The organism is Profundibacter sp., from assembly GCF_056498605.1.
In genome coordinates, this window is record NZ_JBSMEZ010000145.1 from 1 (window position 1) to 24,286 (window position 24,286).

The 24,286-nt window shown below is 56.5% G+C and carries 25 protein-coding genes, 2 tRNA genes and 1 pseudogene; 13 read left to right on the forward strand and 15 right to left on the reverse strand.

Going from position 1 to position 24,286, the window contains the following annotated elements; genetic code table 11:
- The 6 genes and pseudogenes from ACWB12_RS14250 to purC form a co-directional block, all read right to left on the reverse strand.
- Positions 1-726 (reverse strand): annotated as a pseudogene (locus ACWB12_RS14250) (ribonuclease E/G); the annotation flags it as partial.
- Positions 727-1,216: 490 nt separating this feature from the next.
- A complete protein-coding gene (locus ACWB12_RS14255) occupies positions 1,217-2,548 on the reverse strand; it encodes a sigma-54-dependent transcriptional regulator (RefSeq protein WP_479530757.1) in 1,332 nt (443 codons plus the stop codon).
- 10 nt (positions 2,549-2,558) lie between these two features.
- Positions 2,559-4,322, reverse strand: coding sequence for a sensor histidine kinase (locus ACWB12_RS14260; protein WP_479530758.1), 1,764 nt, complete (start codon positions 4,320-4,322; stop codon positions 2,559-2,561).
- A gap of 45 nt (positions 4,323-4,367) precedes the next feature.
- On the reverse strand, positions 4,368-5,036 hold the full coding sequence (gene purQ, locus ACWB12_RS14265) for a phosphoribosylformylglycinamidine synthase subunit PurQ (protein ID WP_479530759.1): 669 nt from the start codon (positions 5,034-5,036) through the stop codon (positions 4,368-4,370).
- Positions 5,036-5,275, reverse strand: a complete 240-nt coding sequence (purS, locus tag ACWB12_RS14270; protein ID WP_479530760.1) for a phosphoribosylformylglycinamidine synthase subunit PurS — start codon at positions 5,273-5,275, stop codon at positions 5,036-5,038. Before purS ends, purQ begins: the two co-directional genes overlap by 1 nt.
- Before the next feature lie 12 nt (positions 5,276-5,287).
- On the reverse strand, positions 5,288-6,049 hold the full coding sequence (gene purC / locus ACWB12_RS14275) for a phosphoribosylaminoimidazolesuccinocarboxamide synthase (RefSeq protein ID WP_479530761.1): 762 nt from the start codon (positions 6,047-6,049) through the stop codon (positions 5,288-5,290).
- Between the two features lie 185 nt (positions 6,050-6,234).
- Here purC and ACWB12_RS14280 point away from each other — a divergent pair, with 185 nt between their 5' ends.
- The 5 genes from ACWB12_RS14280 (at position 6,235) to ACWB12_RS14300 (ending at position 11,183) form a co-directional block, all read left to right on the forward strand.
- The gene (locus ACWB12_RS14280; protein WP_479530762.1) at positions 6,235-6,549 is read left to right on the forward strand and encodes a DUF1476 domain-containing protein; all 315 of its coding nucleotides are present in this window, start codon (positions 6,235-6,237) and stop codon (positions 6,547-6,549) included.
- A gap of 161 nt (positions 6,550-6,710) precedes the next feature.
- The gene (locus ACWB12_RS14285) at positions 6,711-8,609 is read left to right on the forward strand and encodes a phosphatidylglycerol lysyltransferase domain-containing protein (protein WP_479530763.1); all 1,899 of its coding nucleotides are present in this window, start codon (positions 6,711-6,713) and stop codon (positions 8,607-8,609) included.
- Positions 8,610-8,685: 76 nt separating this feature from the next.
- Complete coding sequence (gene bmt / locus ACWB12_RS14290; protein WP_479530764.1) at positions 8,686-9,699, forward strand: betaine--homocysteine S-methyltransferase; 1,014 nt, start codon at positions 8,686-8,688, stop codon at positions 9,697-9,699.
- A 120-nt stretch (positions 9,700-9,819) separates the two neighbouring features.
- A complete protein-coding gene (locus ACWB12_RS14295) occupies positions 9,820-10,518 on the forward strand; it encodes a corrinoid protein (RefSeq protein ID WP_479530780.1) in 699 nt (232 codons plus the stop codon).
- A gap of 20 nt (positions 10,519-10,538) precedes the next feature.
- Positions 10,539-11,183: a DUF1638 domain-containing protein gene (locus ACWB12_RS14300; protein ID WP_479530765.1), complete on the forward strand. Its 645-nt coding sequence runs from the start codon at positions 10,539-10,541 to the stop codon at positions 11,181-11,183.
- On the opposite strand, the gene ACWB12_RS14305 is transcribed toward ACWB12_RS14300, so the two are convergent.
- Entirely contained in the window at positions 11,180-11,608 is a 429-nt protein-coding gene (locus ACWB12_RS14305) for a SufE family protein (protein WP_479530766.1), read from the reverse strand. The two genes, ACWB12_RS14300 and ACWB12_RS14305, sit on opposite strands and share 4 nt — an antisense overlap.
- A 128-nt stretch (positions 11,609-11,736) precedes the next feature.
- Between ACWB12_RS14305 and ACWB12_RS14310 the strand changes: the two genes are divergently transcribed.
- Entirely contained in the window at positions 11,737-12,195 is a 459-nt protein-coding gene (locus ACWB12_RS14310; RefSeq protein ID WP_479530767.1) for a hypothetical protein, read from the forward strand.
- Here ACWB12_RS14310 and rnd read toward each other — a convergent pair.
- From rnd to purM, 3 genes are all read right to left on the reverse strand, one after another.
- Positions 12,192-13,349: a ribonuclease D gene (rnd, locus tag ACWB12_RS14315; protein ID WP_479530768.1), complete on the reverse strand. Its 1,158-nt coding sequence runs from the start codon at positions 13,347-13,349 to the stop codon at positions 12,192-12,194. The genes ACWB12_RS14310 and rnd overlap by 4 nt on opposite strands.
- Before the next feature lie 67 nt (positions 13,350-13,416).
- Positions 13,417-14,010: a phosphoribosylglycinamide formyltransferase gene (gene purN / locus ACWB12_RS14320; protein WP_479530769.1), complete on the reverse strand. Its 594-nt coding sequence runs from the start codon at positions 14,008-14,010 to the stop codon at positions 13,417-13,419.
- On the reverse strand, positions 14,007-15,053 hold the full coding sequence (gene purM / locus ACWB12_RS14325) for a phosphoribosylformylglycinamidine cyclo-ligase (protein ID WP_479530770.1): 1,047 nt from the start codon (positions 15,051-15,053) through the stop codon (positions 14,007-14,009). The genes purN and purM overlap by 4 nt, the downstream gene beginning before the upstream one ends.
- A 600-nt stretch (positions 15,054-15,653) precedes the next feature.
- Between purM and ACWB12_RS14330 the strand changes: the two genes are divergently transcribed.
- Positions 15,654-15,730: transfer RNA gene (locus ACWB12_RS14330), tRNA-Ile, on the forward strand.
- Between the two features lie 15 nt (positions 15,731-15,745).
- Here the strand turns inward: ACWB12_RS14330 and ACWB12_RS14335 are convergent.
- Positions 15,746-15,877 carry a hypothetical protein gene (locus ACWB12_RS14335; RefSeq protein WP_479530771.1) on the reverse strand — a complete coding sequence of 44 codons (132 nt, stop codon included), beginning with the start codon at positions 15,875-15,877 and terminating at the stop codon, positions 15,746-15,748.
- 8 nt (positions 15,878-15,885) lie between these two features.
- On the reverse strand, positions 15,886-16,230 hold the full coding sequence (locus ACWB12_RS14340) for a TetR/AcrR family transcriptional regulator (protein ID WP_479530772.1): 345 nt from the start codon (positions 16,228-16,230) through the stop codon (positions 15,886-15,888).
- Here ACWB12_RS14340 and ACWB12_RS14345 point away from each other — a divergent pair.
- From ACWB12_RS14345 to ACWB12_RS14355, 3 genes are all read left to right on the forward strand, one after another.
- The gene (locus ACWB12_RS14345) at positions 16,230-16,961 is read left to right on the forward strand and encodes an NAD-dependent epimerase/dehydratase family protein (protein WP_479530773.1); all 732 of its coding nucleotides are present in this window, start codon (positions 16,230-16,232) and stop codon (positions 16,959-16,961) included. The genes ACWB12_RS14340 and ACWB12_RS14345 overlap by 1 nt on opposite strands.
- 99 nt (positions 16,962-17,060) lie before the next feature.
- Entirely contained in the window at positions 17,061-18,713 is a 1,653-nt protein-coding gene (locus ACWB12_RS14350; protein ID WP_479530774.1) for a DUF1800 domain-containing protein, read from the forward strand.
- A gap of 12 nt (positions 18,714-18,725) precedes the next feature.
- Positions 18,726-19,868: a DUF1501 domain-containing protein gene (locus ACWB12_RS14355; protein WP_479530775.1), complete on the forward strand. Its 1,143-nt coding sequence runs from the start codon at positions 18,726-18,728 to the stop codon at positions 19,866-19,868.
- Positions 19,869-20,036: 168 nt separating this feature from the next.
- On the opposite strand, the gene ACWB12_RS14360 is transcribed toward ACWB12_RS14355, so the two are convergent.
- The gene (locus tag ACWB12_RS14360) at positions 20,037-20,477 is read right to left on the reverse strand and encodes a GFA family protein (RefSeq protein ID WP_479530776.1); all 441 of its coding nucleotides are present in this window, start codon (positions 20,475-20,477) and stop codon (positions 20,037-20,039) included.
- Positions 20,478-20,708: 231 nt separating this feature from the next.
- On the reverse strand, positions 20,709-22,028 hold the full coding sequence (locus ACWB12_RS14365; RefSeq protein ID WP_479530777.1) for an ATP-binding protein: 1,320 nt from the start codon (positions 22,026-22,028) through the stop codon (positions 20,709-20,711).
- A gap of 44 nt (positions 22,029-22,072) precedes the next feature.
- On the opposite strand from ACWB12_RS14365, the gene ACWB12_RS14370 reads away from it, so the two are divergent.
- Together ACWB12_RS14370 and ACWB12_RS14375 are read left to right on the forward strand one after the other, a co-directional pair.
- Positions 22,073-22,981, forward strand: a complete 909-nt coding sequence (locus tag ACWB12_RS14370) for an MBL fold metallo-hydrolase (RefSeq protein ID WP_479530781.1) — start codon at positions 22,073-22,075, stop codon at positions 22,979-22,981.
- Between the two features lie 53 nt (positions 22,982-23,034).
- A tRNA-Asn gene (locus ACWB12_RS14375) sits at positions 23,035-23,109 on the forward strand.
- A 76-nt stretch (positions 23,110-23,185) separates the two neighbouring features.
- On the opposite strand, the gene ACWB12_RS14380 is transcribed toward ACWB12_RS14375, so the two are convergent.
- The gene (locus ACWB12_RS14380; protein WP_479530778.1) at positions 23,186-23,659 is read right to left on the reverse strand and encodes an Lrp/AsnC family transcriptional regulator; all 474 of its coding nucleotides are present in this window, start codon (positions 23,657-23,659) and stop codon (positions 23,186-23,188) included.
- A gap of 148 nt (positions 23,660-23,807) precedes the next feature.
- On the opposite strand from ACWB12_RS14380, the gene ACWB12_RS14385 reads away from it, so the two are divergent.
- Positions 23,808-24,044, forward strand: a complete 237-nt coding sequence (locus ACWB12_RS14385; protein ID WP_479530779.1) for a DUF2849 domain-containing protein — start codon at positions 23,808-23,810, stop codon at positions 24,042-24,044.
- Positions 24,045-24,286 lie beyond the last annotated feature (242 nt).

Genomic DNA, 24,286 nt, shown 5'->3' on the forward strand with positions numbered 1-24,286 from the left:
TTGCACCAACAGGATTTGGCGAACTTTCACCACTTCCTGAATTTTATAACGGCGTGGGCGGGGTTTACGTGCAGGTCGGATATCTTCGGGGGCGTCATCATCGGCAACCGATTCAATCTGGTCGTCCTTTTCCGTCGCTTCCAGCGGTGCATCACCATCATCGGCATCATCATCCGCATCGGGTGCTTCCACCTTGGCCTCGTCATCACCAGCCTCGGGGGTGTCGACAGGCGTCTCGGCAACCAGCTCCATCGGCGAGGATCCCTCGACCGCATCCGCATCCAGATCGACCACATCCATACCGGAAACACCATTGGTCTCGACTTCTTTGGTCTCGACAGCATCGTCCGATTTGGCTACTTCAGCCTTTGGTTTTGCGCGTGAACGGCGGCGGCGTTTGGGTTTGGGTTTTTCGTCTTCCTTGGCCATTGCCTCGGCATAGGCGCGCTCTTCTTCTATCAGCGCCTCGCGGTCGGCGACAGGAATCTGGTAATAATCGGGGTGGATTTCGGAAAACGCCAAAAACCCGTGACGGTTTCCGCCATAGTCAATGAACGCCGCCTGCAGCGACGGCTCGACCCGCGTTACTTTTGCCAGATATATGTTGCCAGCTAGCTGGCGTTTATTTTCGGATTCAAAGTCAAATTCCTCAACCTTGGTTCCATCAACCACCACAACGCGAGTTTCCTCTGCGTGGGTAGCGTCGATAAGCATCTTTTTAGCCATGTTTTCTCTTTGCACCGCGGCAATTGTCGCGCCCCCGGAGGGGCACTGGATTGCAGGGGGTGTCTTGTAAGGGCGAAAATGGACGCGTCAGATATGCGCAGGTCGGCCATTGCGGCCCCTGTAGCAGTTTCTGATACTCTATCGCGTCTCATCGCGTTTCTATCTCCGAGCGCAGATCGCGCTCATAATATTAAACCCTGCCAAATAAGGCATTTTGGGCAAATTTCCGGTCTTTCGACCCAATCGGTCTGTTCATTCGGATGCAGGTGATTTTTCTGCGTGGCCTCATAAACAGCGAAACTTGTATCGGCAACTCTGCGGCTGTTGCGCAGGCTACCTTAGGGTGAACATAAGGGGGATGGGGTATGAATTACAATGGGGAAAATGAGGGAATGGCCCCTTCCCCCTCTTCTTTTCTTAAATACCTGCGCCGCAGGCATAGATGTTTTTATGCCTGCGGCGCGGATATTTGTAGAACGAAAATAGGATGTTACAGATAATCCGACCGCGTCAGACCGTATTTCGCCATTTTTTCATTCAGGGTGCGGCGCGGCAGGCATAACTCGTCCATTACGTTAACGATGCTGCCCTTGTGGCGGCGCATGGTGTTGTCGATCAACATCCTCTCGAACGCCTCGACGTATTCTTTTAGCGGCTTGCCCTCGGTGGTCATCACCGGCTGCGCTTCCTCGTCATCGGCCATCAGAAGGCTGGCGATGGTGCCCGACCCGCGCCGGTTTTGCAGCACCGCGCGCTCAGACACGTTGATCAGCTGGCGGATATTACCAGGCCACGGTGCTTGCAACAGTTGCGCCGCCTCTTGGGCCGCCACCTCGGGTGCGTCACAGCCATATTCCTCGGCAAATTGCTCGGACAGGCGGGCGAACAGGGTCAGGATGTCCTCGCCGCGCTGGCGCAGCGGCGGCAGGGTTATTTTCATCGCCGCAAGACGGTAATAGAGGTCAGGCCGCAGCACATCCTCGACGGTTTTTTCCTCGGCTTGCAGGTTGCTGATCGCCACAATGCGGGTTTCGGCGGGGCTGCCTTGTTCATTGATATAGGTCAGCAGGCGGGCTTGCAGGCTGTCGGAAAGCGCATCAATGTCCTCAAGCACCAGCGTGCCACCACGGGCCGCCTCGACCAGAGGCTGCGGGCCATCATCAAGGATCGGGCCAAACAAACGCCGCCCCAGATCCTCTTCCTCATAGGCGGCGCAGGATATCAGCGAGAATTTCTTGCCCGCCCGCGCCCCGACCGCATGAAGCGCATGCGCCACCAGCGTTTTACCGGTGCCGGTTTCGCCGTCAATCAGCACATGGCCATCGGCCTGCCCCAGATCGAGGATATCTTCGCGCAAACGCTCCATCACCGGCGAGGACCCGATCAGTTTCTTCATCACCGCCGTGCCATCCCCCAATTCACGGCGCAAGGCGCGGTTGTCCAGCGTCAGGCGGCGGCTTTGCGTCGCTTTTTTGGCCAGTTCGGTCATTTTGTCGGGGTTGAACGGCTTTTCCAGAAAATCATAGGCGCCGACGCGCATTGCCTCGACCGCCATTGGCACATCGCCGTGGCCAGTGATCAGAATCACCGGCAGCGCTGAATCTACGCTCATCAACCGCTTCAAAAGCTGCATCCCATCCATGCCGGGCATTTTAATATCGCTGACCACCACACCGGGGTAATCATTGCCCAGAGATTTCAGCGCATCCTCGGCCGAGGCGAAGGTTTCGGTGTCAAACCCCGACAGGGCCAACCATTGACTGATCGATTGACGCATATCCTGCTCGTCATCCACGATCGCGATTTTCATTGCCTGTGCCATTATATGTGCCTCACTCGGCTGCTTTTGTTTCTTCTATCAATATAGGCAACTGCACTTCAAATACAGCTCCGCCCACGGCGGCATTCCTTGCGGTCAGCCGTCCGCCCAAATCGTTGACGATGCCAGACGAAATGGCAAGCCCCAAGCCAACCCCGTCGCCAGGCTGTTTTGTAGTGTAAAACGGCTCGAACAGGCTGTCCAGATCCTCAACCCCTGTGCCATTGTCGCGCACCGTAAAGGTGGCGGTATCGCCTGCGGCCAGCAGGATTTCCACCTGCGGATCAGTCACGGTTTTGGTTGCATCCAGTGCGTTCCTGAACAGGTTGATAATCACCTGTTCTATCCGCACCCTGTCCCCCAGCACCAGCACCGGTTCGCGCGGCAGGGTTTTGGTGATTTCCACATGGCGTTGCTTTAACTGGGGCTCCATCATCGACAGGGCCGAATTGACCGCGTCCCTCATGTCCACAGGCGCAAACGTATCGCCTGCCTTGCGGGCATAGCTTTTCAACTGCTTGGTGATTGACCCCATACGTTCGATCAGATCATCAATCCTGTGGAAGGATGATATCGCCTCTTCAGGCCGCTTGCGGCGCAGCAACAGACGCGCCCCCGCAAGGTAGGTTTTCATTGCCGCCAATGGCTGGTTCAACTCGTGCGAAACGGCGGCTGACATTTCGCCCAACGCAGCCAGTTTCGAGCTTTGCGCCAGCGTCAGCTCCGCGACTTCCAGCTCTTTTTGCGCCTTTTCGCGCTCGGCGACTTCCCGCTGCAATCGGATGTTTAGCTGGCGGAGTTCTGCCGATTCCTGTTGGAAAAATACCGACCTGATCTGCGCCTTGCGGGACAGGAAATAAAACGTCAGTGCCAGCAGGATGGCAAAGCCCATGATTTCCAGCGCCAACACCCCATTGACCCGTTGGCGCACCGAGGTAAATGTGGTGAATGTGGTCATCTTCCAGCCTTGGAACGGTATTCGTGTTTCTTGGCGCATCACCCCTGCCCCCAGCAAACTGGAAGAGGTCGTGAGAGAAACCCAATCAGTTGTGGCCTGGATCGCTCTTTCAATCGCCGAAGGGGGCGAGCGAACAACCCGCGCAGCCTCCCAAGTCAAACCACGCCAGCTGGGTTCGGTCGACAGGATAATCGTGCCTTCACTATCAGCAACAAAAACCGCGTCCGAAATACCGGCCCAACTCCCTTCAAACTGCCTAAGATCAACCTCGACAACGATCACGCCGATGGTTTTGCCGCCAAATTCCATTTTGCGGGCGTAGGAAAACGATATTGCGCCGTTGTCACCCTTATGCGCTGTAAACACGGACTCACTGGCGCGGATTGCGTTGACAAAATATGGGTCTGACCGGTGGTTCGATCCAATCTGGTTGCGATCAGAGGCCGCAACCGCGCGCCCTGATTTGTCCAGCAACAGCAAAGAGGCGGCACCAATTTCATCGATATACGAAATCAAGCGGCTGGAGGATTGCGCATGATCATTGGAGTTTAGCGCCCCGATCAACGCCGGATCGCGGGCCAGCAGTTGCGGCACGATCGAGGCGCGTTGCAATTCACTGATCAAGTTGCCGGAATAGAGCGTCATGCGCACCTGCGCACGGTTGCGAGTGGCTTGGGTAAACCGTTCGGTCAGCAGCGCATTGGTAAACCACACCACGCCCACCGCGACCCCGATCAACAACACGACAATAATCCGCACCCGCCAGGAATTTCCCGTGCGTGCCTGGTCCGCGTCTGATGTTGTATTATCCCTGCTCATTGCCACAGTTTACGCGCGAACGGCGCATCCCTCAAGCGCCTGACGTCACGCGGCCTGCATAGCCCCGGCGACCGCGCGGAAAAGCGCCTGTCCATCGGTGCCGCCATGTGCGGCGTCTGCAGCCCGTTCGGGGTGTGGCATCATCCCCAGAACACGGTGGTTTTCGCTAAGAATGCCGGCGATGTCCCCAACAGAGCCGTTCGGATTGTCGCCGTAGGTAAAGGCCACGCGGCCCTGACCTTGCAAGCGTGAAACCGTATCGGCATCAGCGGTGTAATTGCCATCGTGATTGGCGATAGGGATCATGATTTTCTGGCCTTGCGTATAACCGGATGTATAGGCACTATTGGTATTTTTGACGATTAACGGTATGGTTTTACAGGTAAATTTCAGATTGGCATTGCGTTGCAAGGCCCCGGGCAAAAGACCGGTTTCGGTCAATATCTGGAACCCGTTGCAAACGCCAAGCACGTAGCCGCCCGCCTTGGCGTGATCCACGACCGCGTGGCAAATTGGCGATTGCGCCGCGATTGCGCCGCAGCGCAGATAATCGCCAAAGGAAAACCCGCCCGGAATCCCGATCATATCCAGACCTGATGGCAAGGACGTGTCCTTGTGCCAGACCAACGTTACATCGGCCCCTGCTGCCCTAAACGCCACAGCAAGATCACGGTCGCAATTGGACCCCGGAAAAACGACAACCCCGACCTTCATCACAAAATCTCGATGCTGTAGGATTCGATCACCGTGTTGGCCAGCAGCTTCTCGCACATCTCGCCCACGGTTTTCTCGGCCTTGGCCACGTCGGTTCCGGTCAGGTCCAGTTCGATCACCTTGCCCTGACGCACCGCATCGACACCGTCAAACCCCAGTGTGGTCAGCGCGTGATGCACCGCCTTGCCTTGCGGGTCCAGAACCCCGTTCTTTAGCATTACAGTCACACGCGCTTTCATCCGCTAATCCCCCTAGTTAACAAGCGTTGGTTTGCTCGGTTGTGGCCCATTGGTGGGCAGAACCCCCAACCGGCGCGCCACTTCGGTATAGGCATCAGCCAGATTGCCCAGATCTCGGCGAAACACGTCTTTGTCCAGCTTCTCGCCGGTTTCCATGTCCCATAGACGGCAACTGTCGGGGCTGATTTCGTCGGCAATGATCAGGCGTTGAAAATCGCCTTCCCAAACGCGGCCAATCTCGATTTTGAAATCCACCAGCTTGATGCCGACACCCAGCATCACACCTGATAGGAAATCATTGACCCGCAGCGCCAGCGCGATGATATCGTCCAGATCCTGCTGGCTGGCCCAACCAAAGGCGATGATGTATTCTTCGGGCACCAACGGATCACCTAATGCATCGTCCTTATAGGAAAATTCGACAATCGGACGCGGCAGTTGCGTGCCCTCCTCAATGCCCAACCGTTTGCTGATGGAACCCGCAGCGGTATTGCGCACGATCACTTCCAGCGGGATGATTTCAACCTGCCGGATCAACTGTTCGCGCATGTTCAGGCGTTTGATGAAATGCGTCGGCACCCCGATCTGCATCAACCCGTTCATGAAATACTCGCTCAAACGGTTGTTCAGCGCGCCCTTGCCATCAATCACGTCTTTTTTCTCGGCGTTAAAGGCGGTGGCGTCATCCTTGAAATATTGCACCAATGTGCCGGGCTCGGGCCCTTCATAGAGGATTTTCGCTTTGCCTTCGTATATCATCTTGCCACGCGCCATGGGGTCTCCGATCTGGCTGGACGCAAGAATATTGCGCCTCTTGCTCGCGCCTATACGACATGGCTGTCAATCTCGCAATCCCGCATAGGGTATAGGGCTGCGATAAACTGCCCCTACCCCCTTGCGATACGCGCCAAGGGCGGGCATATCTGTAGCGAACATATCACCATCCGAGCGAGGACCAGATGACCACATTCAATGACCGCGAGCAAGCATTTGAAAACGAATACGCCCATGACGCAAAAGTGCAGTTCAGAGTAAATGCGCGTTGCCATAAGCTGTTGGGCCTATGGGCGGCAGAGCGGCTGGGTAAATCCGGCGACGAGGCCGCAGCCTATGCCAAGGAAGTGGTGATTTCCGATATGGAAGAGGCCGGTCACGAGGACGTTGTGCGCAAAGTGGCAGGCGATCTGGGCGATCTATCCACCCCCGAAGCCATTCGGGAAAAGATGATCGAACTGCTGTCGATTGCAAAAAAACAAGTGATGACGGAAGTCTGATGTTTCAACCCCTTACGGGGTGCTGTTTATGATAATTTACCCGGGCGTTCCATACGGAGCGCCCGTTTTTTTGTAGGTAAAATTTGAGCTGTTAAACCCACGGCAATTTCCCGCTGCTATCCCCTGTCTTATTCTGACGGTATCTGACTGCGGGGGGCAAAATGCCAAAGCCAAAACCATCTCTTCTGGCCATGCATTTCTATAAGTACGCCCCGCGACACGGGGTGATGCTGGTGTTGGCTGCGGGGTTCGTGGCGCTATTTCAGGACCGTTTGTTAGCGCTGGATCTGCCTGCCATCTGGGGCGGGTTTCGGGCCGTGACCGGTGCGCAATGGGTCGGGGCGCTGTTTGCCACCGCGGCCAGTTTCTGGGCCGTCGGGCGATATGACGCAGTGGTCCATCGATTGCTTGGCACAGGCATGGCCGAAAAAACCGCGCATCGGGCCGGAATTGCCGGCATCGCCATCTCACAAACGCTGGGGCTGGGGGTGTTGACCGGCGCACTGGTGCGCTGGCGTATTTTACCGGACACCACGCTATGGCAGGCCATGCGAATATCGGGCGCGGTAGCCGTGTCCTTTTTGGCAGGATGGGCCGTGGTGACCGGCGTCACGTTAATGATATTCTCCCCCAATATGCTGGGTGCGCCGCTATTTGCACTGATGCCCATTATCGCCGCGGCTGCTTTAATGATGTTGTCGATTTTGGCACCCGAATTCACAGTCTTCAGGCGGCAAATCCACTGGCCCACCATACCTGCAATCCTGACGATCATCGGGTTGGCCGCTTTGGATACCATTGCCGCCGCAGGGGCACTTTATATTCTGTTGCCCGATGTGGTCGCCCTGCCCTTTTCCAGCCTTTACCCTGCATTTTTGCTCGCTCTTGGCGCGGCATTGGTTTCAGGCACTCCGGGCGGCGTTGGCCCGTTCGAGGTGACCTTGCTCGCGCTTTTGCCAGAGGTCGGGGCTGAACCGGTGCTGGGTGCGGTGCTGGGATTTCGCGCTGTCTATTATGCGCTGCCCGCTATTCTGGGGCTTGGCATTCTGGCGCGCAGCATGACGGTCTCGGCGACGCAGGCCCCCGACTTATGCCTTCCTGTTAGTGCGCCGCGCCTTAACACTGCGCTAAATAAGCTGGTAAATACGGCCATGTTAGCCGAAGCGAACCTGTTGCGGCAGGGAAATAAAATGCTGTTATCCCAACAGGGTAGCGCCGCAAAAATGGTGGCGTCCCAAACCGGTCAGTCCTTGGTGTCTGTGCGCGACCCACTTGTAGGTAACACCAACGCAGCGGCACGGACCATTCTGGCATCCGCCGCCCGCAACCATGCGCGTGTGCCCTGCCATTACAAATGTTCCCCCCGATTTGCGGCAGGTGCACGGCGCGCGGGATACACTGTCATCCCCGTCGCCCGCGAAGCGTGGATACATCCGCACAATTTTAACACCGACACATCGCAGCACCGCCAATTGCGGCGCAAATTACGCAAGGCCAAATCTGCCGGTCTGACCACCACTGCGCCCAACACATTGCCCCTGCAAGACATGGCGGCTATCTCGGAGGGATGGGTGGCGCGTGCTGGTTATGAGCGCGGGTTTTCGATGGGGGTGTTCAGCCCAGATTACGTCCAGACGCAGCAGTGTTATCTGGCATTTCAAAAGGACCGGTTACAAGGGTTCATCACCTTCAACACCTGCCAGTCAGAATGGACGTTGGACCTGATGCGCCAAACAGGCGATGCACCGGACGGCATCATGCATATGCTGGTTGCCCACGCGCTGCAGGACGCCGCCGATCTGGGGGTGCCCCGCCTGTCGCTCGCTGCCGTCCCGTTTGAACACCACAATAAATTCTTGCGTAAATGCGTCGCATTCACCAACGATGGTATCGGGTTACGCCAGTTCAAATCCAGCTTCGCACCGAACTGGCAAACCCTGTATATAGCCGCCCCCAATATGTTGGCGCTCAGCCTTGCCGCATTTGATATTGCGCGCGCGATCACCGGCAAATCAGGCCTCATCAGCACAGCTTCATCACCCCGTTCAAGATCATTATGACAAATATAGGTTTGCACCCGCGCTGCCCCCGTGGCATTGCACGGGCGACCCTTACAATTCTTTGAGAGACCTGACCATGACCGATGCCCTTTCCAATATGCTGGCAACACGCGACTGGATCCTTGCCGATGGCGCCACGGGAACCATTTTATTCAACATGGGGCTGATGTCCGGCGATGCACCAGAATTGTGGAATGTGACCGAGCCCGACAAAATCCGCACCCTTTATCGCGGGTCTGTCGATGCGGGCAGTGATCTGTTTTTGACCAACAGCTTTGGCGGTAACGCGTCGCGCCTAAAACTGCATGGTGCTGAAAAACGCGCCCGCGAATTGTCGCGCATATCGGCCGAACTGGGCCGCGAGGTTGCCGATGCAGCCGGCCGCCCCGTGGTGGTTGCCGGATCAGTTGGGCCAACGGGCGAAATTATGGCCCCGCTGGGCGAGTTGACCCACGAATTGGCCGTCGAAATCTTCCATGAACAGGCCGAAGGCTTGAAAGAAGGCGGCGCCGATGTGCTGTGGTGCGAAACCATTTCAGCCCCCGAAGAATATGCCGCCGCCGCCGAGGCCTTTGCGCTGGCCGACATGCCGTGGTGTGGCACGATGAGTTTCGATACCGCCGGACGCACTATGATGGGCGTGACATCGGCCGCGATGGTCAGCATGGTTGAAAAACTAAAGAACCCGCCGCTGGCATATGGTGCGAACTGCGGCGTTGGCGCATCCGACCTGTTGCGCACCATCCTTGGCTTTGCCGCCCAAGGCTCGGAAATTCCAATCATCGCCAAGGGCAACGCCGGCATCCCTAAATTCCACGACGGCCACATCCATTATGACGGCACCCCCGAACTGATGGGCCAATACGCTGTTTTGGCCCGTGATTGCGGCGCAAAAATAATCGGCGGCTGTTGCGGCACAACGCCCGAACATTTGGTGGCGATGCGCGCCGCGCTTGAGGGGCATGCCCAAGGGACGCGCCCTTCGCTCGAGGCGATCACGGCCGCCCTTGGCGGATTTTCCTCTGCCTCGGACGGCACCGATGACGCCACCCCCGCCCCACGCAAAAATCGCCGCCGCAGCGGGGGTTAGCCGCCAATTTAGTCGGTGTCAGATGCGCCAATGTCGCAACCGGCCAACACTGGCCTGCGACAAAAAGTCAATGTGATCGAAAGAAACGCCGCATATTTGCGCCAGTCAGGGAACAAAACCATGGCCGAAGAAGAAGATATCATCCTATCCGAACTGTCCGACGAAGAACTTGTGCTGCAAATGCACGATGATCTGTATGACGGCATGAAAGAAGAAATCGAGGAAGGCGTGAACATCCTGCTGGGACGCAAGTGGGAACCCTACCGCGTTCTGACCGAAGCGCTGGTTGCGGGTATGACCATCGTTGGCCATGACTTCCGCGATGGCATCCTATTTGTGCCCGAAGTGCTGCTGGCTGCCAACGCGATGAAGGGTGGCATGGCCATCCTGAAGCCTTTGTTGATTGCTTCGGGTGCGCCGCGCATGGGCAAAATGGTAATTGGCACCGTTAAGGGCGACATCCACGACATTGGCAAGAACCTTGTTTCAATGATGATGGAAGGTGCCGGTTTCGAGGTGATTGACCTGGGCATCAACAACCCGGTCGAAGATTATATCGAAGCGCTCCAGCGCGAAGAGGCCGACATTCTGGGCATGTCCGCCCTGCTGACCACCACGATGCCCTATATGAAAGTCGTGATCGACACGCTGATCGAAAAAGGCATGCGTGATGATTATATCGTGCTGGTCGGCGGCGCGCCGCTGAACGAAGAATTCGGCAAGGCGATTGGCGCCGACGCCTATTGTCGTGACGCGGCGGTGGCAGTTGAAACCGCCAAGGAATATATGGCACGCAAACACAACCAGATGGCAGGCTGACCTGCCCAAAAGGCACCAGCATGAAACCGGACGATCAAGATTTAACAGACATCGGCCTTGCCCCCACTGGGGGTAAGGGGCGTGTTTTATTGCTGGCCTGTGGGGCATTGGCCCACGAAATTCTGACCCTGATCAAACTAAACAACTGGTCACATCTGACTCTGACTTGCCTGCCCGCCAACCTGCATCTTTACCCAGATCGCATCCCTGCCGCTGTCGAGGCGGCCGTGCTAAAACATCGCGCGGATTATGACGATATTTTCGTGGTCTATGCCGATTGCGGCACCGGCGGACTATTGTTGGATATGTGCAATAAACTAGGGGTGAAAATGGTCGAAGGGCCGCATTGCTATTCGTTTTTTGAAGGAAACGAAGCATTCGCGGCCTCCTCGGAAGATGAAATAGCCGCCTTTTACCTGACCGATTTTATGGTGCGCCAGTTCGATGCCTTCGTCTGGAAACCGCTTGGGTTGGACCGGCACCCCGACCTGCGCGACATGTATTTCGGCAATTACGAGAAGCTGGTGTATCAGGCGCAAACCAATGTGCCCGAACTGGACGTTAAGGCCCGTGACTGTGCGGCCCGTCTGGGTCTGGAATACGAACGCCGTTTTACCGGTTATGGCGATCTGGAAACGACGCTGGTCGACGTTGCAAAACCCTAGCTGCCCGCCGCCGCGCCCGCAATTTTTCGGATCCGTTCCACCATCGCCCGCAATCCGTTTGAACGCTGCGCCGATAGATGGTCATTCAATTGCAGCCGTGCCAGTTCACCGCCCGCGTCCACCTTTAGCACCTCGGCCACGGTCAGCCCGTTGAACATCGCCGCCAGAACCGCGACCAGACCGCGCACAATCATTGCATCACTATCCCCGCGAAACCGGAAAATCGCATCAGCGCCCTCGCCCTCCAGCTGCGGCACCAACCACACTTGCGACGAACATCCCTCGACCTTGGTCGTCGGCACCTTGAACGCATCCTCAAGCGGCGTCATTGCCTTGCCCAGATCGATCACAAACCGATAGCGATCTTCCCAGTCGTCCAGAAATTCAAAGTTTTCCGCGATGTCTTCAAAGGCTTCGGTCGCCATATCGTGCTCCTACTTATGCACCCTCCAGATAGTCGCCGACACACAAAAGGTCCAGAGCGCACAAACACGGGTTTTCAAACGCGCCGCTTTGGTCTAATTCTGTGACATAAGAATAAGGGCAGACGGATATGAGAACACCTATTGCAGCAATTTTACTAGGCGCATTGGTCCTGACGGGCTGTGCCAGCAAGTTTAATCCGTTTAATTGGTTCAAGCGCGGCAGCACCGAAGAAACACTGGTGGTATTGCCGGACCCCGATGCGATCATTGATAGTCGTGACATGGTCGATCAGGTGACGTCGTTAAACATTGAAAAAACCGGCGGCGGGGCGATTATCCACGCGGTTGGCTTGCCCCAGACCCAAGGGTTTTGGGATGCCGAACTGATCCCTGAAAATGGCGAACGGCCAGTGAATGGAGTGCTGAGCTATCAGTTTCGTATCAGTGAACCTATTGGTTTTGAACGCGAATCTACAACCAGATCGCGCGAAGTGGTGGTTGGGTATTTCGTGTCCAGCTTCAAACTGAACGGTGTCAGCCAAATCCGTGTGATAGGCGCCCGTAACGCGCGCACATCGCGGCGCTAAAGGTTAACCACCTTCACCACAGACCCTTTTGCCGTCAGTGCGATTTTGCCATCGCACAGGCGCAGCGCATCTTTGCCGAACACCTCATGGCGCCAACCTGATAGGGATTTTCCGTCCCTCTGCCCCGCCGCAATCGCATCCAGTTCCGCCGATGTTGCAATCAGTTTCACCGCAACCCCCGCATCTTCGGCCTTGGCCTTTAGCAACACCCGCAGCAAATCGGCCAGCGCGGGGTTAACTTGCAATTTTTCACGCGATCTGTCCGGTTTGGGGAAATCCTCGGGATCAACCCGCAGGCCCACAGCCACCGCTGCCAAAATACCATCGGCAATATCGCCGCGCCGTGCCTCGCGTTGTAACAGACGCGAGCGGCCCAAGTCCTGCATATTGGCCGGTTTGGTCGAGGCCAGTTCCATCATTGCTTCGTCCTTATAGACCCGATTGCGCGGCACATTGCGCCCTTGGGCATAGGTCTCGCGGAACGCAGCCAGCTCTCGAACGATGGCCAAAAACCGGCCAGAATTGCTGCGGGTTTTTAGACGCTTCCAGGCATTTTCAGGCTGGATTATGTAGGTTTCGGGGCTAAGGAGTACTTTAAGTTCTTCTTCTACCCATTTGCTTCGGTTTGATTTTTCTATTTTATCAGATAGGAATTCATAAATCACCCGCAGGTGGGTAACGTCCCCCACCGCATAGGTTTTCTGCGCATCCGTCAGCGGGCGGCGCGACCAGTCAGTAAAGCGCGAGGATTTATCCAGCGGCTCTTTGGCGATCTTGCGCACCAAGGTTTCGTATCCCACCTGCTCGCCAAATCCACAGACCATCGCGGCGGCCTGGGTGTCGAACAACGGTTTTGGAAACACGTTGCCCTCGATAAAGAAAATTTCCAAATCTTGGCGCGCAGCGTGGAACACTTTAACCACATTCTCATCACGAAACAGGTCGTATAGCGGCTCCAGAGACAGGCCCTCGACCAGCGGGTCAACCAGAACGGCGCAATCCTCGTCCTTGCCCATAACCGCCATCTGGATCAGGCACAATTTGGAATAATAGGTCCGCTCGCGCAAAAACTCAGTGTCGATCGTAACATACGGATGTGCCGCGGCCATTTCGCAGAAATCTGCCAATTCGCGCGTGGTTGTCAGTGTTTTCATAGGGGTTTTTGTGCTCATTATATACGGGTTGGCATTTCATAAGCAATTCCGGCCGTAATGAAAAGCCTTAGGGCAAATTCACTATGGTTTCATCGCCCGCCGCAAATTTGCGCAACACCGCAGGGTAAAGCCGATGTTCCAACGGCAGGATACGCGCGGCCAGTGTTTCGGCGGTGTCACCCGGCAATATAGCCACCCGCGCCTGCCCCAAAACCGGGCCACCGTCCAGTTCGGCCGTCACCTGATGCACGGAACATCCGGCCGCAACATCGTCTGCCTCAATCGCGCGGGAATGGGTGTTTAACCCCTTGTATTTAGGCAATAAAGACGGGTGGATATTTAGCATCCGGCCCTGCCAGTGATTGACGAAACCCGCCGACAACACCCGCATGAACCCAGCCAGACAGATGATGTCGGGGCTGTATGCCTCAAGCACCTTGCTCACCTCTGCCTCGAACGCAGCGCGGTCCGTACCAAAGGCGCGATGGTCGACCACCGCTGTGGCAATCCCCATGTCGGCAGCTTTCGCCAACCCACCCGCATTCGCACGATTGGCCAGCACCAAAACTGCGCGGGCCGGATGATCGCCCGTCATCGAGCGCACCAGCGCCACCATGTTAGAGCCGCCACCCGAAATCAGTATGGCAACCCGTTTGGTCACAAAAGAGATCCTGTGTAGGAAGCGCCGCTGCTTGGTGTTACATGGCCGATCTTTGAAACCATTTCGCCCTCGGCCGTTAACAGTGCTGCAATGTCGTCCGCCTGATCCGCCGACACCACCAGCACCATACCCAATCCGGCGTTGAATGTCTTCAACAGCTCTGGTTCTGACATCTTCGACACATCGGCTATCCATTTGAAAACAGGTGGTAATTCCCATGCATTCAGGTCAATTGCAACGCCCATGCCATCGGGTAGAACCCGCGGGATGTTTTCGGTCAACCCGCCGCCGGTGATATGCGCCAAGGCATGCACGCCGCCGCCCCGTATCGCCGCTAGTGTCGATTTCACGTATAGGCGCGTGGGGGCAAGTAGTGCTTTGCCTAAAGAACCGCTGCCAAACGGGCAGTCAGCATCCCAGCCAAGGCCGGAAACTTCGACCACCTTGCGCACCAGAGAATAGCCATTGGAATGCACCCCGTCGCTGGCCAATCCCAGTAAAACGTCGCCCACCGCCACACCATCGGGCAATGTTGCGCCGCGCTCCATCGCGCCGACAGCGAACCCCGCCAGATCAAAATCGCCGTCCGAATACATGCCGGGCATTTCGGCAGTTTCGCCACCAATCAGAGCGCAGCCGGATAATTCGCAGCCCTTGGCAATACCCTCGATAATCTGTGCAGCCTGATCCAGCTCCAGCTTACCTGTGGCAAAATAATCCAGGAAAAACAAGGGTTCAGCCCCCTGACAGATTAAATCATTCACACACATCGCCACCAGATCAATGCCGATGGTATCAACGATACCGGTATCAATCGCGATGCGCAGTTTGGTGCCAACCCCATCCGTAGCGGCCACCAGCACAGGGTCCACATACCCTGCCCCTTTCAGGTCAAACAGCGCCCCGAATCCACCCAACCCCGACATTACACCCGGGCGCGTGGTGCGTTTGGCGGCGGGCTTTATCCGCTCCACCAGCGCATTGCCCGCATCAATATCCACACCGGCGTCGGCATAGGTTAAACCGTTTTTTCCCGAAGTCATCTGGCAGCACCCCATCGCATAGAATCCGTATATGGGCGGGGTATCAAGCCTGTGGGCTGCTGTCTATGGCTCAGCGCGACTGCGCCTTCTTCATGTTCTTGGCTCCAAATCCAAAAAAACCATGCAGCCACAAGGTAAATTACAGCAACCCCAAAGGCAAAACCCAACATCATGCTGATATCGCTCGTACTAAACAGGCCTGCAGGCAGAATTATCGCGGCTTGAATAAGCGATAAAAAAATGAAATTGCAGTAAATATCGCGGCCATTTTCCAGACATATGGTCTTGGTGGCAGGATGGATTTTTCTCGGTAGTAAAATTGCCCGGATTCCAAGGATGCCACAAGGAGCGGCACAATGCCTAGTCCGCCACTAGTACTGACAGACGTATATTTTCGCAAAAATAACTCACTACACCGGTCAATATAGTGACCACAACAAATACGATAGTGTACCGAACAACCAATTTACGCGTAAAAACGTCCATCATGGGCCTATTGCTATTATTGCCCTAAGAAAATGACGTTCTGCATTTATTGTAAAGCACCACGTTTGATCCGCTTGACCATAGGCGCTGCTTTGCTTACTCAACCATTTAGGCGGGCCTGTAGCTCAGTTGGTTAGAGCAGAGCGCTCATAACGCTTTGGTCGCAGGTTCGAGTCCTGCCGGGCCTACCATCCAACGCAATATTTCTAATCCACGAACCTGTCCACCAGAACAGCCAGCCGCGCCTTTAACGTGGTGGCATCTGGCGTCTGAAATTTGATCCCCGAGGCGGCAAGCGTCAGGATATGCCCCGCTTCGGCATCGACACCCTGTCCCATCAACCGGTTCAACTCGCCAACAAACCGCGCCTGCGCATCCTTTGATTTCTGCGCCCCAGCCGATTGTTCAAATCCAGCAATTCCTGACCGTGTGGTCCCGCCACCAGCAGGTTATGATAATATCCGATATAGGCCGTTAAATAGGCGGTGACTTGCGCTTTGGTGCTGGACACGCCGTCAATCGCGGCCTCGGCCTCACCAAAAGCATCCGCGACCACCACATCCAGACAGGACAGGAACACATCATCCTTATTGCGAAACAGCTGGTAAATCGCGGGTCGCGATACGCCTGCCTCTTGCGCAATATCCTCCATCGAGGTGCGCTTGAACCCGTAGGCCGTAACCGTCCGCATTGCGGCCCGCAATTGACGGCACCCGCCGCGCCCTGAAGGCCGCCTTGCGTTCAGACGTCAAACGCATCGTGCTGACCTCGTCGATGGTTGCGGCCTGCCACGGTTACCCAAAGGAGCGCACCCCCCCTTACGGCGAATCCGACTGGACCGTAACCGGCGGCAAGGATGTCACCCCCTACATCCTGTCCAAAACATTGGCCGAGCAAGAAGCGTGGAGGATTATGGAGGCCGCAGGTCGGCGCGATGACCTGACGGTGATCAACCCCGGCTTTATCCTTGGTCCATTGCTGGAAAGTGATATCGGCACATCGGGTGCGATTATCCAGCGGATGATGCAGGGCGATTTTCCCGGCACGCCAGATATCTATTTTTCAATCGTCGATGTGCGCGATGCGGCAGAACTGCATATCCTTGCCATACATGATACCGCCGTGTTCGGCCACCGCGTGTTCAGCGCTGGTGCCTCGATTTCGATGCAGGAGATGGCCAAAACCCTTGCCGCCAGTTTTCCCGCCTACGCCAGAAAAATCCCGACGCGGCGTTTGCCAAACCTGTTGGTGCGCCTGATTGCGATGTTTGATGGCGATGTGAAAACGGCGGCGATGAATTTGGGGCGCAAACACCAATTGGACAGATCGCTGGTTCAGCCTCTGCTGGGCCGCGCGCTGATCAGCGCCGAGGACGCGATCCGTGAAATGGGCCAATCCCTGATTGATCAAAATCAGGTCTAAGGGACTGGTAAATGGCAGATTTTCGCCACTTTCCCCATATCCCAATTGCCCTCGCCAGTCCACATGGCTACCCTTTGGAAACAGAACCAAAGGGTCGTCATGCTTACACGTCGCAGTTTCAACAAAACCCTTGCCGCTGTTGCCATAGCCTCGATCGGCCATGTCAGATCGGCAGGGGCAACCACCGCCACACCTGACGATTTATACCTTGGGCGGCTGACATTCGGGGCCAGCCCCGCCGCCCGCGCCGAGATGGCGGAAATAGGCGTGCGGGAATGGGTCGAGCGCCAGCTATCATTACCGTCCGAGGACGACGCGCTGACGGCGCGGCTGAATACGATGCGCTTGTTGATCGAATACGAGGCGGGTCGCTCCGAGGATGACAAACCGTGGAATGCATTATCGGAACACCGTGGGTTGCAATATCTAGATGCCGACCCCGCCGAATTGCTGCACCTGCTGGACTTTGATGCGCCAATTGCATTTACCGAGCGCGAGCGCCCCGCCGCCGAAGTGATCGCGGCAAGTCTGGTGCGCGGGGTGCATGCGCCCGCGCAATTGCGCGAGGTCATGACCCAGTTCTGGCACGACCATTTCAGCGTCAACGCAATGAAAAACGAAAGCACCGCGATCTTTTTCCCTACTTACGACAAGGTTATGCGGGACAATGCGTTCGGCAACTTCCGCACCTTGTTGGGCGAAGTGGCGCGTGCGCCCTCGATGTTGACCTACCTGAACAACGACACATCCCAAGCCAGCCCTGCCAATGAAAACTATGCCCGCGAACTGCTGGAACTGCACACATTGGGACAAGACAACTATTTCAACGACTTATACGATGACTGGAAGGCCGTTCCGGGTGGGCTTGAGGGGGCCGCAACCGGATATATTGATCAGGATGTCTACGAGGTGGCCCGCGCCCTGACGGGGTGGTCCATTGGTGATGGGCGCGAGATTGGCGAGGGTACATTCGCGCCGAAAACTGGCCGTTTCACCTATGTCGAGGGCTGGCACGATCCCTACCAGAAACGCATTCTAGGTCAGGAATTCAGCGCCAACAGCGCCCCGATGCAAGATGGCGAACGAGTGCTGGATATGCTGGCGGCCCATCCGGCAACCGCACGGTTTGTCACAGGAAAAATGCTGCGCCGGTTGGGAATCGAAACCCCGAGCGACGCCTATCATAACCTTGTGGCAGGCGTTTTCCATCAAAACCGCAATGCTCCTGATCAAATCGCACAAACCCTGCGGGCGATCATTTATCACGATGAATTCGCCGCAACGCCAGCGCAAAAACTGTGCCGCCCGTTTGAATTTCTATGTGCGATCTATCGAACTGCGGATACCGAAGTTTCGCCGCGCTCGGACGCATTTTACTGGATGCTTAAACAGGCCGGTTGGAGCCAGCATCAGGTGAACCCGCCCACCGGCCATTCCGACCACAGCATTGATTGGGCCAACACGGCCACGATCAACGGCATGGTGAAACTAGCGCTTGAATGTCACACCGAATGGTTCGAGGCCGAGAACGGGGCGTTGCGAAAAGCCCCCGATGGCAGCGAAACGTTCGGCGACCTCGCTAGCTATTGGGAGGACCGCTTTGGCGCGGATGCAGGCAGCCTTTTGCCCGTAATCGCCGCCTTCGACGCAGACCCTGATGAACCGTTATGGGACGAGGGTGAAGATCTGGAATGGATCAGCGGCGGCATGATTGCCACCCTCGCCCTGACCCCGAAATTCATGTTTCGCTAGGAGACACAGCAGATGGCCAAAGACCCGATCCTTGTTGTTTTGTTCCTGCGTGGCGGCGCGGATGGCCTGAACCTGATTTCACCCTCGGGTGATGCGGATTACATCGCGGCCCGCCCGCCATCGTTGCGGGTTGGGCGCAAAGGCGATGATGCGGGGCATCTATTGTCGCATCAGGCCGCCGATGTCGATTTCCGGTTTCACCCTGAGGCAAGTGAATTATCCGAACTGTTCGAGGCCAAAGAGCTGGCCGTGATCCACGCTTCGGGCCTCACTGATGGAACCCGCAGCCATTTTGATGCCGAAGACCGAATGGAACGCGCCGCCAAAGGCGCCGCCGCCGGTGGCTGGCTGGGCCGTTGGTTGAACACTGCACAGCTTGCAGGTGAATTGCCGGCGCTGGCCGTCGGAACATCCGCCCCCGAAAGCACCCGTGGGTCGGCAGATGTTGCCGTGGCCGAGGAAATGGAACAGCTGATCATCGCTGCCGGACATGATTTGTCGCCGTTGCTGCGCAAACGCCTGCGCGCGGGGTTTGGCTGCCATGCCCTGCTGGGTGCGCCTGTCGAGCGGCTGATCACCCTGTCGCAAACGTTGGAAACACGGCTGATTGACCCCGCCACCGGCGAATTTGGCCCCTACCGGACCGACATGGATTACCCCGAAAGCAACAATCTAACCGATCCGCTGAAAACCGTGGCCCAAGCGATCAAGCTTGATCTGGGATTGCGGGTGGCCACCGTCGATTTTGGCGGCTGGGACACACATATGGATCAGGCGGGTGGTTTTGCCAATCAAACCGGCACCCTGTCTCGCGCCCTGATGGCGTTTTGGCGTGATCTGGGCAACGCCCGCGATCATACCTGCGTGGTGGTGATGAGCGAATTTGGCCGCCGCTTGCGGTCAAACACATCGGGGGGCACCGATCATGGCTATGGCAATGCGATGATGGTTCTGGGCGGCACTGTTGCAGGGGGCCAAATGCTGGGCGACTGGCCGGGTCTGGCCAATGAAACGCTGGATAACGGGGCAGATCTGGCGATCACCACCGATTACCGGCATGTGCTGGGCGAAGTGATGGCCAAACATATGGGCGCGCCGGACCTTGGCAGCATCTTTCCGGCGTTCGAGGTGCAGGCGCGGGGCGTTATCCTGTAGGTTTGATCAGCGCGAGTTGCGTTTGATTGGATTCAAGCCGTGGAACGTCGAGCAATGTGTCCCACATCTGGACATTTCCTGAATCTGACAACAGGTTTCTGCCACGCATAACCGATCCAAACGCCAAGCAAGTTTGACCCAATGTCGGCTGTGCGGACTTAGCGACAATCACCTCGTGCCAGAAAGCCATGATCGGTCCGAAGGCACCGTGTCGAAAACTTGGGCGTCTTCTGGAAAGATGAACCATGGCTGCGCGCTTCGGGCAAAGACATGATGCGTGGGTTTCACCCAACGCGTATCGTCCAGCGTTCCCGGTTTGAGGCTAAGATGGCCAGTCGCCTTGCTGGCGTGATGGTGAATTCTTGTGCCGCAGTCCGAGCAAAAAGAATTCGTAAAAATTTGTCCACTATCAGCTTGCCTCGTAAAGCTTTTCAATCCGCCTTTGGAAATTTTGAAGTCTTCGGCATGGATGCGCATGGCCAACCCAAATGCACTGCCTGATTGTGATTGGCAGATAGTGCAATGACATGCGTAGGTGATAATAGGTTCACCGGAAAGGATGTATCGAACAGCGCCGCATTCACAGCCACCGTGGTAAGGTTGGGGCATCGTAACTCTCTTTCAACTTGGGTTTTGTTTCTCTTATTATAGAAAACCTCAATTTGACACAAAGGGCTCAAACTAGACATTGGCCAGTTTTACGTTTGACCCAATGTCGTGACGGAAAAGTCAGATATTCCTGACGTTTCACACAAGCCTTCATCTGCCGAGGCGAGGCAGCGTTCGCATAGCGCAACGCGTTCAACCCGGCAGGTGAATTCAGTTTAACGAAAACAGGCTCTAGCGCGACAGCACCAGATCCACCTGCAACCCGCCCATATTCTCGCTCTCGCCCAACCGTAATGAGCCACCATGCGCCCGCGCAATATCAATGGCAATCGACAGACCCAGCCCGACGCCGGACCCCTTATTCTGGTTGCGGGCAGGCTCTAGCCGCGAGAACGGCTTTAGCGCCTCCTCCCGATCCTGCGCAGCGATGCCGGGCCCGTCATCCTCGACGCTGATCACCAAAGTGCGCTCGGTCAAAGCCACCGACACCTTGGCGTGACGGCCATAGCGCACCGCGTTGCCTATCAGGTTCTCGACCGCCCGCAACACCGCTTTGGGGCGCATCATCACCTCGCCGTTGCCCGATACAATGGCCATTTCCACCTGTTTACCCGCCCGATGCGCGTTGGCCACCGCCTGTTGCACCAGTGCAACTGGATCAGTACTTTGCTGTTCTTCCCCCGCATCCCCACGGGCGAAAGCCAGAAACCCGTCCAGCAACCCTTCCATATCTGCCACATCACGTAGCAACGCAGCGACATCCTCGCCCTCGTCCATCATCGACAGCCCCAGTTTCAGGCGCGTCAGGGGTGTGCGCAAATCATGGCTGACCCCCGACAGCATTATGGTGCGCTGTTCTATCTGGCGATCAATACGGGCGCGCATTGCCAAAAATGCCGCCCCCGCAGCCCGCACCTCGGTCGCACCAGAGGGTGAATAGGCCACCACCCGGCCTTTGCCAAAGGACTCAGACGCCGCAGCCAACCGCTTGATCGGGCGTAACTGGTTACGCAAGAACAAAATGGCGATAATCGTCATTAGAATACCTGTCGCCAGCATCAGCACCAGCAATTGGTGCGGATTTCGGGCAGATACGCGCAAGCGCGAGAACTCCACCTCCATATCGCCAAATTTGGTTTTGACCCACAAATGCACCACGTCATTGTTCGTCACCAGATCAATCGCGCGGATACCATTCACCCCGCCGCGCAGGGTTTCACTCATTGCCTGACCGGACAGGTCGATAAACGCCTGCCGCTCTTGTGCTTGGGTCTTTGCCGGCAATGTCATCATCATCGCCAACGGTTCCTGCAACGGGGCGATCATTGTGGCCGCCGTGGCCACATCCGGTGCATCCTCGATCTGGCGCAGTAGATAGGACAGTTCCAACACCACATTGCGGGTCATTTGGCGGGTTACATCCTCGTAAAACCGCTGGATAAACACGATGGATACCACCAGCTGGATCGTGACAATCGGCACAATCAGAATCAGGGCGGCGCGGCCATAAAGACTGCGAGGCATATAGCGTTTGAGCCACTTAAAGGTCATAATGGGAAACGTAACGGCGCAAGGCCACAAGGGAAAGCGTGATTCTGACGATGGACAAAGATTTCAATCCTGTGGCAGGTGTTGTCGAGGGTCTAGGTGACGGATTGCGCCGCATCCTAGCGCCAAACCCGTCGCCAATGACGTGGCGCGGCACCAATACCTATATTGTCGGCAAAGGCCGCGTGGCGGTGATTGATCCAGGCCCCGATCTGCCCGCCCATTTTGACGCGATCATGGCCGCCACCCGTGGCGAAGTGATCGAGGCGATCCTCGTCACCCACAGCCATGTTGACCATTCACCATTGGCCCGCCCCTTGGCCGAGGCCACTGCTGCTCCCGTGCTGGCCTATGGTGACAGCGTTGCTGGCCGTAGCGATGTGATGACCGATCAGGTGGCGCGCGGTATGACGGGGGGCGGCGAAGGCATTGATGTAGCATTCGCACCCGATCAATGCCTGAAGGATGGCGAGGTGGTGGATGGGTCGGACTGGAGTCTGCAAGCGCTCTGGACACCGGGCCATATGGGGAACCATCTGTGTTTCGCATGGCAGGATGTGCTGTTTACCGGCGACCATGTGATGGGTTGGGCCAGTTCGCTGGTGTCACCGCCCGACGGTGATCTGACCCAGTTCATGGCCTCTTGCACCCATTTGGCATCGCGCAAGGACCGTATCTATCACGCTGGTCACGGTGCCCCCGTCACCAACCCGCGCGAGCGGATCAACTGGCTCATTGATCATCGCAAAACCCGCGAATCCCAAATACTGGCGGCAATGGCCGATACCCCCGTTACGGTTTCCACCTTGACCCGCGCGGTTTATATCGACACGCCTGCCGCCTTGATGCCTGCGGCGGGACGCAATGTTCTAGCCCACCTGATTGATCTATTGGGCCGCGGATTGGTTAAAACCCAAACACCACTTTCCCCGGATGCCGAATTTATCCGCCTTTAAGTGCAAATGCCTCTGGACGGGGCGATTATCGGTTGCTATATCCGCCCTCGTGTTCCGACGTAGCTCAGCGGTAGAGCAGTTGACTGTTAATCAATTGGTCGTAGGTTCGATCCCTACCGTCGGAGCCAGAAACCCCCTCTGGCATTTTCGACTTCCCTTACAAAGGGCAGCGGGCCGCTCACCCCTTCTTCTTGCCATAAATACCTACTCTTCTACATCTACGGGCAATACCGTCGTCGATTTGATCTCCTCCATCGACAACAGCGCCGTGACGTTAAAAATTTTCACCTCGGCAATCAGCGCCTGATAAAACGTATCATACGCCTTGGCGTTCTTCACCCGCACCTTCAGGATATAATCAATATCCCCCGCCAACCGGTGTGCCTCCATCACTTCCGCACGCGCCTGCAATGTGGTCAAAAACCGTGCCTGCCAATCCGCATCATGTTCGGAAGTGCGCACCAGCACGAAAAAGCACGCCTCAAGCCCCAACGCCTGCGGGTCCAGCAGAACCGTTTGGCGCCCGATCACGCCTGCGGCTTTCAACTTGCGAATCCTGTTCCAGACCGGCGTCTTGGAGGAGCCGACTTTGCGGGCTATTTCGTCCAGCGACAGCGATGCATCCTGTTGCAGCTGTGCAAGGATTTTCCGGTCCAACCCGTCTATTCGAGCCACCATTCTCTTTTCCTTTATCATTTGGAACGTGCGTTCCAGTTCTGACTGTAGACACATGGTATATGCCCTTATTCATCCGCTCACCTAGCTAGGTGTCGGGATAATATTCTATTATAGCTGACAAGTAATAGCATTCACTAGGAGAATCCCGATGACAAATTCAGCAACCCCTATAGTGATCGCCGCCAAAGACGTCACAGATGGCGACACGGTTTATCTAACCTCGTGCGACGCATGGACCCGTGATGTGGCCGTGGCCGAATTGCTGGGGGCCGATGACGTTGATTGGCGTCTGGCCTTTGCCAACCGGCTGCGCGAGGTGACGGATGCCGCCCCGATTGCCGCCAAAGAGGGCGCATACGGTCTGGCCGAACTGGTTGCGGCATAAATCCCACAACCCGCTGAAATTAATCGCTCTAATTTTACAATCACCCCGCAACATACAACATATTGTGGGGTGATGCGATTCATCCACAAGCCCGCCATATTCTTGCCCCATTCTCCCCTACGAATCCGCACAGTGACGTGATCTCCTCTTTTCCAAGGACACCCGAGCAACGAGGTGTCTAGGAGGACCACTAAGGCAACCGGGCCAGATGGCCCAGAACTGGAGCAGAGCAATGGCACGTT